Below are 13,465 nucleotides of genomic sequence, written 5' to 3'. Positions count from 1 at the left end.
GAGGTCGGCGCGGACCCCGCCGACGATCGCCGGTGCAGGTTGACGACGCGCGCGGGCTCGGCTAATCTCAAGTTGTTCAACAATTATGTCTAGCAAGTTCGCTGCACGTTGCGTGCGCCCCCGACGGGAGGACCCACCGATGAACCAGGCCGCCGACGAGCAGGACTGGGACCAGCTCTCCGACTCGGAGTGGAACGAGCGCCTGGACGCCAGGATCGCGCAGTTCAACGACGAGCGCGGTGCCATCAAGACCCCGCCGCCACCGCACGCGATCATGGACAACGAGTACGAGCGGGGCATCAACAACAAGCTCGTCACCGAGGACCTGATCCGGCACTACGCCGATGCCATCGGAGATCCCAACCCGCTGTGGCGCGACCCGTCCTACGCCCAGGGCACCCGCTGGGGCGGCATCATCGCGCCGCCGACCTTCGAGTCCGCGATCTCCTTCGGCTCCTCGTTCGGTGGCCGGCTGCGCGTCCCCGGCGTCGCCCGGCTGGCCGCAGGCAACAGGCACGACTACGTCAAGCCGTTCCGGCCGATGGACTCCTTCAGCGTCTACGACAAGTACCTGGGCTTCGAGGAGAAGGACGTCCCGGGCAAGCCCTACCGGATGTTCATCGAGTCCGTCCCGCGCTACTTCGTCAACCAACGCGACGAGACGATCGCGGTCGCCACCGGACGCAACATCTACATGGCCACCCCGCCGGGCAAGCGGGTGGAGAGGAAGAAGGACTCCAGCCTCTACACCGACAAGCAACGGCACTTCTTCTCCGACGACGAGCTCGACGTCATCCACCAGGACTTCGACGCCCAGCTCGCCGGCGTCAATCGCCGTGGTGCGAAGACCCGTTACTGGGAGGACGTCGTCGAGGGCGAGGACATCACCCCGGTGCACAAGGGCATCTACGACGTCTGCGACGCCTGTGCCCGCACCGTGGTCAGCTGCTACACCTACGCCTTCGCGATCAAGTGGGCCGCGATGCGCCACCACCTCGACCACCATCCGCGCGACCCCGAGACCAACGAGCACCGCTTCCGTCGCGACTGGCACTACGACGACCATGCGGCGCGGCTCTTCGGCGTGCCCTACGCCAACGCCGGCGGCATCCACAACGAGATGATGCTGGTCCACCTGGTCACCGACTGGATGGGCGACGACGGCTTCGTCCGCTCGATGGACTCCCAGGACCGCCGGATGAACTTCCTCGGCGACGCGACCGTGGTCAAGGGGCAGGTGGCCCGCAAGTACGCCGACGACGGCGACCATCTCGTCGACCTCGACGTACGCGCGGAGAACCAGGACGGCGTCGTGCACACCAAGGCGACGGTCACCGTCAAGCTGATCTCGAAGGCCGAGGCCTGAGCAGATGAGCACCTCGCCCGAGTCGGATGTCGCCGCGCTCGCCCTGGAGACCGTGCTGGTCGAGCGCCAGGGTCCGGTCGCGGTGCTCACCCTCAACCGGCCGCGGGTCCGGAACGCCATCGACGACCAGATGCGCGCCGACCTGCGTCGTGCGGTGGACCACCTCGCCGACCAGGTCGCCAGCACCGCGGTGCGGGGCGTCGTGCTGGCCGGTGCCGGCCCGGCGTTCTGTGCGGGCGGGGACATCCGCGGGATGCAGGACCGGCTCGATCAGGGCGCGCTGGCGGCCGAGCTCGGCTGGCGGCGCCAGCGCGAGCTGCACGCAACCCTGGAGAAGCTGCACGATCTCGGTGCCCCGACGCTCGCCGCCGTGCACGGCACGGCCGCCGGCCTCGGCCTGGACGTCGCGATGACCTGTGACTTCGTCTGGCTCGCCGACTCGGCGGTCGTCGCCGCCAGCTTCGTCAAGCGCGGACTGGTGCCCGACGGCGGCGGGATGTATCACCTGCCGCGCAGGGTCGGGCTGGCGAGGGCCAAGGAGCTGATCTTCTCCGGCCGCTCGGTGGACGCCAGCGAGGCGCACCGGATCGGGTTGGCCGACCGGGTGCTGGCCGAGCGGGACCTGCGTGCGGCGGCGATCGCCTTCCTCGGCGGCCTCGCCGAGCAGCCACCGCTGGCGCACGCGCTGGCCAAGGGCGTGCTCAACCGCAGCCTGGGCCTCGACCTCGCCGAGGTCAACGAGCTCGGCGGCCAGGCCCAGGCGATCTGCTACGGATCGCCGGCGCACACCGAATCGGTCCGACGCTTCCTCGCCGAGCGCGACGCGAGGCGAGCATCACGAGCCACCCAGACGCAAGGGACGCCCTCATGACCCAGGCACCGCTGAGCCACCTCAAGGTGGTCGAGACCGCGAGCTTCGTCTCCGGTCCGTACTGCGGGAAGCTGCTGGCCGACTTCGGCGCCGACGTGATCAAGGTCGAGCGGCCCGGCACCGGCGACGTCGCCCGCCACCGCGGGCCCTACCTGGACGACGGCCCGGACCCGGAGGCCTCCGGCCTCTACCTCTACCTGAACACCAACAAGCGAGGCGTCACCCTCGACCTCGCCACGCCGCAGGGGCAGGACCTGTTCCGCGAGCTGATCGCCGACGCCGACGTACTCATCGACGACCACCGGCCCGGCGAGCTCGCTGCCCTGGGCCTCGACCTCGACACGCTGCGCGGGCTCAACCCCGGCCTGGTCGTCACCTCGATCACTCCGTTCGGCCAGACCGGACCGTGGGCCGACTACCAGGCCGACTACCTCACCACCTTCCACGCCAGCGGTCAGGGCTACCTGCTGCCGATGAACTCACCGGACAGGTCCCGTCCGCCGGTGCGCGGCGCCGGCTACCTGGGGGAGTACGACGCCGCGGTGACCGCCGCGATCGCCACCCTGTCGGCGCTGTTCTGGCGCGGACGCGGCGGCACCGGTCAGCACGTCGACGTCTCCACCCAGCACGCGGTGATGCACCTGGAGAAGTCCCAGCTGCGGCGCTACATCGATGACGGCATCCCCGCCGACCGGACCGGGATGGGCCGGCTGCTGGAGACGCTGGTGCGCGGCAAGGACGGCCAGTACGTGCTGATCATCCTCTCCTCCCAGATCCAGTGGAACGGTCTGTTCGAGGCGATGGGCCGCCCCGGCTGGGCGGCGAACCCGCCGTTCGACACCCAGGCCGGGCGCTCCGCGCACTACGAGGAGCTGCGCGCCCATCTGCAGGCCTGGGCCGACCAGTACGACGCCGAGGAGATCTTCCACCGCATCCAGGCGGCGCGCAGCGCGAGCGCCCCGGTGTACGACGCCGCCCACTTCGTGACCTCGCCGCAGGTCGGCTACCGCAACTACCTGGTCGACTTCGAGCACCCGGTCGCGGGCGTGATCCGGCACCCGGGCCGGCCCTATGACTTCTCCAACGTGGCCTGGCAGGGCACCCGTCCCGCGCCGCTGCTCGGCCAGCACAACGACGAGGTCCTCGGCGACGGGCTGGGCCGTGACGCCGCAGACCTGACCAAGCTGCGTGAGGCGGGAGTGATCTGATGAAGGACGAGCCTGTGCTGGCCGACGGACCGCTGGCCGGCGTACGGATCATCGACTTCGGCTGGGTGCTGGCCGGACCCTACGCGACGATGCTGCTCTCCTACCTCGGCGCCGAGGTGATCAAGGTGGAGAGCCGACGCCGGGTCGACGAGCAGCGCATCGCCCACCGCGCCGGTCTGAGCGACGACGTCGAGGCCTCCTCGAACTTCTTCGAGGTCAATCTCGGCAAGCAGAGCGTCTCGCTCAACATCGCCACCCCGGAGGGTGCGGAGCTGGCTCGCCGGCTGGTGCGGACCGCCGACGTGGCGATCGAGAACATGCGGCCGGGCGTGATGGACCGGCTGGGCCTGGGCTACTCCGACCTGGTCAAGGTCAAGCCGGACCTGATCATGGTCTCCATCTCCGGCTGGGGCCACACTGGTCCGATGCGCGACTACACGGCGTACGCGCCCTGTTTCGCCTCCTACAGCGGGATGGCGCACCTGACCGGGTACGCCGACGGTGAGCCCAACACCGGCACCAGCTCCAACGACGCCCGGGCCGGCACCGCGGCCGCGTTCGCGGTCGCGACGGCACTGTTGATCCGCGAGCGCACCGGGGAGGGGCAGTACATCGATCTGGCGGCCAGCTTCGCCCTCAACGCGCTGGTCGGCGACTCCGTGATGGCCCATGAGATGACCGGACGCTCGCCGATGCGGGACGGCAACCGGGACCCGGTCCGGGCGCCGCACGGGGTCTATCGCTGCGCCGGCGAGGACCGTTGGCTCAGCATCGGGGTGGACACCGACGAGCAGTGGCGGGCCCTGGTGGCGGCGATGGGCTCGCCGGCCTGGGCCCAGGACCCGGGGCTCGCCACCGCCGCCGGGCGGCACGCCGCTCAGGACCGGCTCGACGCCGGCCTGACCGAGTGGACCAGTACCCGGGACGCGGAGCAGCTCACCACCGAGCTGCAGGCCGCCGGCGTGCCGGCGATGGTCTCGATGAACGCCCACGACCTGTTCACCAGCGAGCACCTGGCCGCCCGCGGCGCGATCAGCCAGGTGGAACACCCCGTCCTGGGTCGTCGGCCGGCGATCAGCCCGCCGTGGCTGCTCTCGGCGACGCCGGCGCTGATCCAGAAGAGCGCGCCGTTGCTCGGGGAGAGCAACGAGCGCGTCTTCACCGACATCCTCGGCCTCGATCCCGACGAGATCGCGCGCCTGGCCGAGGCCAAGGTCATCTACTAGCAGTCATGCCGAGCCAGTCCAGCGGCCGATCCGACGGCCAGTCCAGGGAGCAACGATGAGCGTCACGGCCGAGCGGAACGACGGCAGCACATCGACCACGGAGCAGCCGCGCGTCAGCGTCCGCCACCTGTCCAAGAGCTACCAGACCAAGCGTGGCCGGCTGGCCGCCCTGCAGGACGTCTCGGTGGAGGTGGCCGAGGGCGAGATCCTGGTGCTGCTCGGGCCGAGCGGCTGTGGCAAGACCACCCTGCTGCGCAGCGTGGCCGGTCTGGAGCAGCCGGACTCGGGCGAGATCCGGGTGCACGGCGAGACCGTCTACTCCTCCGAGCAGGGCATCTCGCTGGCGCCGGAGCGACGCAGGCTGAGCATGGTGTTCCAGTCCTACGCGCTGTGGCCGCATCTGACGGTGGCCCGCAACATCGCCTACCCGCTGCGGACCGCCAAGCTGCCCAAGGACGAGGTCGAGGCGCGGGTCGAGCACGTCCTGGAGACGGTCGGGCTGACCAGGTTCGCCGGCAACTATCCGGGCCAGCTCAGCGGCGGTCAGCAGCAGCGGGTGGCGCTGGCCCGCGCCCTGGTCGCCAACCAGGGCGTCATCCTGTTCGACGAGCCGCTCTCCAACCTCGACGCCAAGGTGCGCGAACGGTTGCGAGAGGAGCTGCTGGCGCTGCACGAGCGGCTCGGGTTCACCGCGCTCTACGTCACCCACGACCAGACCGAGGCGACCGGCCTGGCGGACCGGATCGCGGTGATGGAGGTCGGCGAGGTGGCTCAGCTGGGCGAGCCGATGGAGGTCTACATGGCGCCGCGGACCAGGTACGTCGCCGACTTCGTCGGCAGCGGCAACCGGGTGCCGGGCACCGTGATCGGCGCCGCCGGCGAGCTCGATGGAGCGGTCGCCGTCGAGACCTCCCTCGGCGAGTTGGTCTGCACCCCGGTCGAGGCCGACCTGACGCCGGGAGTGGAGGTCGAGGTGATGTTCCGTCCCGAGCACCTGCGCGTGGTGGCCCACACCGACGGCGTCAACAGCCTCAAGGCCGAGGTCGCCCAATCGGTCTTCCTGGGCTCGCACCTGGAGCACATCGTGATGGCGGGCTCACAGAGGCTGGTCGTGCACACGATGGAGGGCGGACTGCTCGAGCGCGGCGCGGCGGTCTGCGTCCGGCTGGACCCGCTCCGGGCGCGGGCGTTCCCGGTGTCCCGGGCCTGAATGTGTTGAGTGGGCGTGCAGAGCGGGAGGCCGCGCCGTACGCCGGAGCCGGGCCGACGTGCACGTTCCGTCGGCCGGGCACTGGCGTAGCCTTCACGGCGTGAAGATCGGCCTGCTGACCAGTGGCGGCGACTGCCCCGGCCTGAACGCCGTCATCCGCGGCGCGGTGCTGCAGGGGATCAAGACCTACGGCGACGAGCTCGTCGGCTTCCTGCACGGCTGGCGCGGGGTGCTGGACGGTCGGGCCATCGAGCTGCCCCGCGCGCGAGTCCGGGGCCTGGCGCGCGAGGGCGGCACCATCCTCGGCACCTCGCGGACCAACCCGATCGAGTCTCCGGGCGGCGGGATCGAGAGCATCGAGCGGGTGCTGGACGAGCTCGGCGTGGAGGCGATCGTCGCGATCGGCGGCGAGGGCAGCCTGGCCGGGGCGAAGAGGCTCTCCGACGCGGGGCTGCCGGTGGTCGGCGTACCGAAGACCATCGACAACGACCTGAGCGGCACCGACTACACCTTCGGCTTCGACACCGCCGTCTCCATCGCGACCGACGCGCTGGACCGGCTGCGCACCACCGGCGAGTCGCACCACCGCTGCATGGTCGCGGAGGTGATGGGCCGCCACGCCGGCTGGATCGCGCTCCACTCCGGGATGTCCGCCGGTGCGCACGCGGTGCTCATCCCCGAGCAGCGCGTCTCGATGGACCAGCTGTGCACCTGGGTGCGCGAGGTGTACGAGCGCGGGCGGGCGCCGCTGGTGGTGGTCGCCGAGGGCTTCATCCCCGAGGGCCACGACGAGGTCCTCTCCGGCAAGGGCGTGGAGCAGGACGGTCGGCCACGGCTCGGCGGGGTGGGGGAGTACCTCACCGCGGAGATCGAGCGGCTCACCGGCATCGAGACCCGGGCCGCGATCCTCGGACACGTCCAGCGGGGCGGCGCGCCGACCGGCTTCGACCGGGTGCTGGCCACCCGCTTCGGGATGGCGGCGGTCGACCTGGTGCACGACGGCGGCTGGGGCCAGATGGTCGCCACCCGTGGCACCGAGATCGTCCGGGTCGACTTCGCCGAGGCGGTCTCCGGACTCAAGACGGTGCCGCAGCACCGCTGGGACGAGGCCCGGTCGCTCTTCGGCCGCTGATCGCCGCGATCCCGCACCCGGGCTGGATCGTTGAACAATATTGGCCTATCATCGAATAACTTGACTGAAGGCAAGGATTCTGCGGCTCTCCAGGCGGCCGCGGCGGCGGATCGAGGAGACCGTGATGAGCGATGCAGTCCGAGCAGAGGCGTCCTCCGGCGCGGTGCGGGAGACCTACCACCGGGTCCAGGGGGCCAACATCCTGCTCTACGAGCCGGTGGCGCCGGGCGACAACGGGCGGATCCTGGTGGCCTCGATGCACGGCGGGCTCGGCCGGACCCTGCAGCACGGCTTCCTGCGGCAACTGGCCGCCAACGGCTTCCGTACGGCGTACTGCGTGCCCGACTCCGCCTCGTTCATCGACCAGTTCCTGGCGATGGAGCGCTGCCTGGAGCTCCTGCGCAACCTGGACGGTGTCGAGGCGACGGTGTTGATGGGGCAGAGTCGCGGGGCCGGGCTGATGAGCGCCTTCCAGAAGATCGCCGAGAACGGCGCCGGCGTCTTCCAGGGGCCGGAGCGACGGCTGCCGATCCCGGACATGAGCCTGACCCCGGTCGACGGGTTGATGCTGCTCGACGCCAACTTCGGCTTCATGGTGATGCACGTGCTCTCGATGAACCCGGCCCTGGTCCGGGAGGGCAACGGACTGATCGTCGACCCCGATCTCGATCCGCTGAATCCGGCCAACGGCTGGGCGCCGAACGCCCGGGCCCACTACGCCCCCGAGTTCCGGCGCCGGTTCGTGGCGGCCCAGCGGGACCGCTATCGGCGACTGCTGGCTCATGCCGAGGAGCGCTGGCGGCTGATCGAGGCCGGCCGGGGTGAGCTGCGTGACAACGAGCCGATCCTGGTGCCGGACGCGATCGGCATCAACAACTCGCCGAAGCTCTTCGTCGGCGATCTGAGCTACTTCGCGCACACCAGGCAGGCGTGGCCGCTGGTGCACCGGGACGGGTCGGTGAGCACCGAGGTGGTCTCGCGGATCGCGCTGGACGAGACCAACCCCGGACTGCCGGGGACGCTGCCCGCGGCCTGGCAGACCACCGTCAAGGACCTGCTCTGGCTCGAGGTCACCCTCGCCGACGACCTCGACTACGGCGAGGACCACCTCAGCGGGGTGGACTTCGCCTCGTCGATGACCTGCTCCAGCGGCAACGTCGAGCAGATCTCGTGCCCACTGCTGGTGATGGGTCACACGGCCGGCTATGAGTACATCACCGCCGAGTGGTCCTACCGCAACGCCCGCAGCGCCGACAGGTCGATCGCCTTCATGGAGGGCGCGACCCACGGTTGGGCCTCGGCCGACGCGGCGACGTACGGCGACACGGTGGCGATCGAGGCCCGCTATGTGTCCGGCTGGCTCACCGAGCCCGGGCGATTCCTGCGCTGAGCCGCGGTCGGCGGCTCCCGTCGATGTGACGCTTGACACCCGGCAACCATCGGTCGATACTAACCTGCAGTGAACCATATTGCATGACAAAATTGTTCACTAATCCAGTCGCCTCTGAGGAACACAGGAGTAGCCATGAAGATCGGTCCGAGCCGAGGAAGGGGCATCTCCCGGGCGGCCCTGCTCGCCGCTGCCGCTCTCGCCGTCCCCACCCTCGTCGCCTGCGGCGGCTCCGATGACGCCTCGTCCTCGGTCTCGGTCGCCGCGGTCGAGCCGGCCGGAGGCTGCCCCGCGGACGCGACGATCAGCGTCTGGTCGATCCTCACCTCCGAGAGCCATCAGAAGCTCGACACCGCCGAGGCGGAGGCCTATGAGAAGGCCTGTCCCGGCACCAAGATCGACCTCCAGTTCATCAACAGCGACAACCTCAAGCAGAAGCTGACCACGGTGATGGCCGGAGGCACTCCGCCGACGATCTTCCAGACCTTCGGCGAGGGCGACCTCGAGCCGTACGTGAAGTCCGGCAAGGTGGTCGACCTCGGCACCGAGATGACCAAGGCGGCGCCCGGCTGGGAGAAGAGGTTCGTCGCCTCCTCGCTCGAACCCGGCACCTTCGACGGCAAGGTCTACGGCTTTCCGGCCTGGGGCGCGCAGCCCTGGCTGGTGTTCTACAACAAGACGGTCTTCAAGAAGGCCGGCATCAGCACCACGCCGACGACGCTCGAGGAGATGGACCACGACATCGCCAAGCTCGAGGACGCCGGCGAGATCCCGCTCGCGCTGGGCAACAAGGACCAGTTCCCCAGCACCTGGATCCTGCAGTACCTGGTCGATCGCGCGGGTGGCCACCAGCCGTTCGACCGCGTGCTCGCCGGCAAGCACGACGCCTGGTCGGACCCGGCCTTCAAGACGGCGCTGGAGGAGTTGCAGAAGTGGGGCACCGGTGGCGCCTTCGGCAAGGGCTTCGACAGCGTCGGTGACGTCTCCGGCGCCGCCACCGCGCTGCTCTACAGCAACCGCGCCGGCATGAAGGTGGACGGCACCTGGCTGCAGGGAGCGGTCCAGTCGGCCGATCCCGACTTCCTGACCAGCGGCAGCCTCGGCTACTTCAACTTCCCGGCCGGGGACGACGCGTCGAACGACGGCCTGTACGGCGCCACCGCGTCGCTGTACGCGGTCTCGAGTCAGTCCACCGAGGCGCAGAAGCAGCTCGCCTACTCCTTCCTGAGCACCTCGCTGACCACGCTCGACCACGCCAAGGCGCAGATCGCGGCCGACGTCCCGCCCGCCGTCGCCGGCGCCGACGACCTCTTCGGTGACACCGATGCCGGCAAGCTGGCGAAGTTCGTCTACACCTCCTCGGAGAAGGCCAGCTACTACGGCGGCACCTGGACCACGCTGCTCGGCTCGCTCGGCACCACCTTCCAGTCCGCGACCGCCGCCGTCACCAACGGCTCGACGACCCCGGACGCCTTCATCGCCAAGATGAACGCGACCCTGAAGTAGGACCCGTTGTCATGACGAACACCTCCACCGCGGCCCCGGGCCGCCATCAGGCACGCCAGCAGGACGTTCGGTCTCGTCGCGACGGTCCCGCTGGCCGCCCTCTACGGCGTGCTGATCGTGGTGCCGACGCTGCTCGCCGTCCTGCTGAGCCTCTCCAGCTGGTCGGGGATCGGCTGGCCGCACTGGGTGGGGCTGAGCAACTGGTCGAGCTTCCTGCACGACTCGGCGGCACATCAGTCGCTGGTGGTCACCCTCGGGTTCACCGTGCTGTCCTGGGTGGTCCAGACCCCGATCAGCCTGGCGTTGGGGCTGTTCATCGCCGGCCCGCAGCGCTATCGGGTGGTCTACTCGGTGTGCTACGTGATCCCGATGCTGCTCTCCTCGGTCGGTCTGGCGCTGATGTGGGGCGGTGTTCTGGATCCCAACCTGGGTGGTCTGGCGTGGCTCGGCGACAGGCTCGGCCTCGACCTGCTGAGCCAGAACTGGTTCGGCGACGAGACCCTGACCCCGATCGTGCTGCTGCTGATCATCGCGTGGCAGTTCATCCCGATGCACGCGCTGATCTACCAGAACGGCCGGCGCTCTATCCCCGGCGTCCTCTACGAGGCCTCGCGCATCGACGGGGCCTCGCCCTGGCGGCAGTTCGTGCACATCACCATGCCGCAGCTGCGGCACACCATGGCCACCTCCAGCGTGCTGATGCTGGTGACCTCGCTGACCTACTTCGACATGATCTACGTGCTCACCCTCGGTGGGCCGGGCGGGAGGACCAACGTGCTGGCCATGCAGATGTACGACGTCGCGTTCAACCAGCACCGGTTCGGCTATGCCAGCGTCTTCGCCGTCATCCTCGGCGTCCTCGGCGTGCTGGTCGGCTTCGTGATCATGCGGATCAGCGGCTACAGCCGGTTCGAGAGCACCCAGGAGGGAGTGGCATGACCCGACGCGTCCTCGCCTTCCTCGGCGGCACCCTGTGGTTGATCATCGCGCTCGCCCCGTTCGACTACATGGTCGTGGCCGCGCTGCGCACCCAGAACGGCTACTTCACCGAGAACCCCTGGCTGCCCACCGGCGAGCTCACGCTGGCCAACGTCGGTGACGTCGTCGACTCCGGCCTGGGCCGATACGTGCTCAACAGCGTCGTGGTCACCGTCGCCGGGATCGTGTTGACCCTGGCGCTGGCACTGGCCTTCGCCTACCACGTGGTCAAGCACCGGACCCGGGCCGGGAGCCTGCTGTTCCGGATGATCGTCGTCGGGCTCGCCATCCCGGTCCAGGCGATCGTCGTACCGCTGTTCGTGGTCGTCACCAAGATCCATCTCTACGACTCGCTGATCGGCCTGATCCTGGTGATGGCGGCCTCGGCGATGCCGCTGACCGTCGTGGTGGTCGCCAACTTCGTGCGCGACATCCCGGACGAGCTGATCGCGGCGATGCGGATCGACGGCGCCGGGAACTGGACGATCCTGTTCCGGCTGGTCGCGCCGATGACCACCGGGGCGCTCGGCATCGTCGCGGTCTTCAACGGGCTGGCGATGTGGAACAACTTCCTCATCCCGCTGCTGTTCACCCAGAGCGAGAGCAAGGCGCTGCTCCCGCTCGGGCTCTACAACTTCCAGTCCGAGCACGGTGTCGACGTGCCGGCCGTCATGACGATGGTGGTGCTCTCCTCCTTGCCGTTGATCCTGTTGTTCCTGGGCACCCGGAAGTACGCCATGCAGGCGCTCGGCGGAATGGCGACGATGCGATGAGCGCCACCGGCATCGGCGTGGTCCGCACCACCCATGGCTCGGTGCGTGGCATCGAGCAGCGCGACCGGTACGCCGGCATCACGGTCTTCAACGGGATCCCGTACGCCGCGCCCCCGATCGGCCCACGGCGGTGGGCGCCTCCCGCCGAGGCCGAGCCGTGGGACGGCGTACGGCCGGCGACGAGCTTCCCGCCGGCCGCGGTGCAGCAGTTCCACAACGACTGGTTCGCCAAGGAGGGCTACGTCCCGGGCTACTACGACTCGGTCCCGCCGATGAGCGAGGACTGCCTCTACCTCAACCTCGCCACCGGTGCCGCCGGGCCGGGCGAGCAGCGGCCGGTGTTCGTCTGGTTCCACGGCGGCGGGCTCACCAACGGCTTCGCCAGCGAGGCGCCGCTCGATCCTCGGCCGCTCGCCCGCAAGGGCCTGGTGGTGGTCAGCGTCGCGCAGCGGCTCAACATCTTCGGCTACCTGGCGCTGCCGCAGCTGACCGCGGAGGCCGGGCGCAGCGGCAACTACGGTGTGGCGGACCAGCTCAAGGCGATCGAGTGGATCCGGGCGAACGTCGCGGCCTTCGGCGGCGACCCGGACAACATCACCGTCGGTGGCCAGTCCGGCGGGTCGCAGAAGGCGGCCGTGCTGGTCGCCACGCCGTACGGCCGCGGCTCGGTGCGGCGGGTCGTCTCGCAGAGCGGGCTGAAGTGGAAGCATCCCTTCCTCGCGCTCGCCGACGCCGAGGAGCACGGCCGGGAGTATCTGCGCGCCGTCGGACTCTCCCCGGACCTCGGCGTGGAGGAGTTGAGAGCCATCGACGTCGCCCGGCTCAACCGGCCGGTGCCCCGGATCGTGCTGCCCGACTACATGGTCGAGGACGGCGACCTGTTGCCGTACGCCGACTTCGCCGAGGGGATGGACGTCAACGCCGCCGGGGTGGACTTCCTCAACGGCACCACGCTCGGCGAGGCGGACCTGTATGCGCCGGTCTCCTCGGCCGGCGGCTACCGGCTGGCCGGGGAGCCACCGGCCCAGCTGGACTCCGTCGCCAAGCTCCGCGCCCACTTCCGCGCCGTGCTGGGCGAGCTCTACGACGATGACGACTTCGACGCGCTGGTCCCGGTCGACGAGGCCACCGCCTGGTCGACCGGGCGCCGCCTGGCGAGCCTCGGTCTGGCCGGGCGGGCCGGCACCAACGTCAGTCGTAGCGTGATGCTCGACCGGATCTTCGGTGCCCACATGGCGCGGCAGCATCCGGGCAGCCGCAGCTACACCTACCTGTGGTCGCACCTGGTGCCGCCGAGCCCCTCGGACTACGGCACGCCCCGCGACCCGGCGTACGCGCTGGCCTGGCACGGCAGCGAGACCTGGTACACGTTCGGCTCGCTCGGCGGCGAGGTCTCGCCCGGGCGGGTGTGGACGGAGGCGGACCTGGAGCTGGCCGACCTGCTCAGCGACTACTGGGTCAACTTCGTGAGCAACGGCGATCCCAACGGCTCGGGCAGCCGGGGCACCGGCCTGCCGCGCTGGCCGGGCTCGCACGACGAGTTCGGATTCCTGGAGCTCGACAACCGACCGGTCGCCACGACGGGATGCGCCAGCGGCCTGGACCGGTTGATCCGCGCGTTCGTGCTGCGCGAGTACCGGCTCGACGGGTGAACTCGATGCTTGACTATAGTCAAGCATCGAGTTATCGTCTGATTGTTCAGCAATGCTGCCGACCATCGGCCGAGCCCGGTGGCGCAGCGGGTCTGAGGCGCTTTCGCCGGCCGGCCGTCGGCCCTGGGCCGGCGCTCGGTCGGTCGTGCCGAC

11 protein-coding genes are annotated in these 13,465 nt (G+C 69.9%); all 11 read left to right on the top strand.

Annotated elements, in window-relative coordinates; genetic code table 11:
• Positions 1–139: 139 nt before the first annotated feature.
• On the top strand, positions 140–1,366 hold the full coding sequence (locus QM638_RS21345) for a MaoC family dehydratase N-terminal domain-containing protein (RefSeq protein ID WP_415145391.1): 1,227 nt from the start codon (positions 140–142) through the stop codon (positions 1,364–1,366).
• A 4-nt stretch (positions 1,367–1,370) separates the two neighbouring features.
• Positions 1,371–2,237 carry an enoyl-CoA hydratase/isomerase family protein gene (locus QM638_RS21340; RefSeq protein WP_415145389.1) on the top strand — a complete coding sequence of 289 codons (867 nt, stop codon included), beginning with the start codon at positions 1,371–1,373 and terminating at the stop codon, positions 2,235–2,237.
• Positions 2,234–3,445, top strand: coding sequence for a CaiB/BaiF CoA transferase family protein (locus QM638_RS21335; RefSeq protein ID WP_415145387.1), 1,212 nt, complete (start codon positions 2,234–2,236; stop codon positions 3,443–3,445). Before QM638_RS21340 ends, QM638_RS21335 begins: the two co-directional genes overlap by 4 nt.
• The gene (locus QM638_RS21330) at positions 3,445–4,671 is read left to right on the top strand and encodes a CaiB/BaiF CoA transferase family protein (RefSeq protein WP_415145386.1); all 1,227 of its coding nucleotides are present in this window, start codon (positions 3,445–3,447) and stop codon (positions 4,669–4,671) included. The genes QM638_RS21335 and QM638_RS21330 overlap by 1 nt, the downstream gene beginning before the upstream one ends.
• A gap of 55 nt (positions 4,672–4,726) precedes the next feature.
• A complete protein-coding gene (locus QM638_RS21325; protein ID WP_415145384.1) occupies positions 4,727–5,881 on the top strand; it encodes an ABC transporter ATP-binding protein in 1,155 nt (384 codons plus the stop codon).
• 100 nt (positions 5,882–5,981) lie between these two features.
• Positions 5,982–7,013, top strand: a complete 1,032-nt coding sequence (locus QM638_RS21320; protein WP_415145382.1) for a 6-phosphofructokinase — start codon at positions 5,982–5,984, stop codon at positions 7,011–7,013.
• Positions 7,014–7,137: 124 nt separating this feature from the next.
• Positions 7,138–8,403, top strand: coding sequence for a hypothetical protein (locus QM638_RS21315; protein ID WP_415145380.1), 1,266 nt, complete (start codon positions 7,138–7,140; stop codon positions 8,401–8,403).
• A gap of 135 nt (positions 8,404–8,538) precedes the next feature.
• Complete coding sequence (locus tag QM638_RS21310; protein ID WP_415145378.1) at positions 8,539–9,909, top strand: extracellular solute-binding protein; 1,371 nt, start codon at positions 8,539–8,541, stop codon at positions 9,907–9,909.
• Between the two features lie 108 nt (positions 9,910–10,017).
• Positions 10,018–10,848: a carbohydrate ABC transporter permease gene (locus QM638_RS21305; protein WP_415145376.1), complete on the top strand. Its 831-nt coding sequence runs from the start codon at positions 10,018–10,020 to the stop codon at positions 10,846–10,848.
• On the top strand, positions 10,845–11,660 hold the full coding sequence (locus QM638_RS21300; protein WP_415145375.1) for a carbohydrate ABC transporter permease: 816 nt from the start codon (positions 10,845–10,847) through the stop codon (positions 11,658–11,660). The genes QM638_RS21305 and QM638_RS21300 overlap by 4 nt, the downstream gene beginning before the upstream one ends.
• Positions 11,657–13,312: a carboxylesterase/lipase family protein gene (locus QM638_RS21295; protein ID WP_415145373.1), complete on the top strand. Its 1,656-nt coding sequence runs from the start codon at positions 11,657–11,659 to the stop codon at positions 13,310–13,312. Before QM638_RS21300 ends, QM638_RS21295 begins: the two co-directional genes overlap by 4 nt.
• Positions 13,313–13,465: the final 153 nt, after the last annotated feature.

Origin of the sequence: Nocardioides sp. (assembly GCF_047606145.1) — a bacterium.
In the GTDB taxonomy this organism is placed as follows: domain Bacteria; phylum Actinomycetota; class Actinomycetes; order Propionibacteriales; family Nocardioidaceae; genus Nocardioides.
Note: the sequence above shows the minus strand (reverse complement) of the source record. Positions and strands in the feature narration are given on the sequence as shown.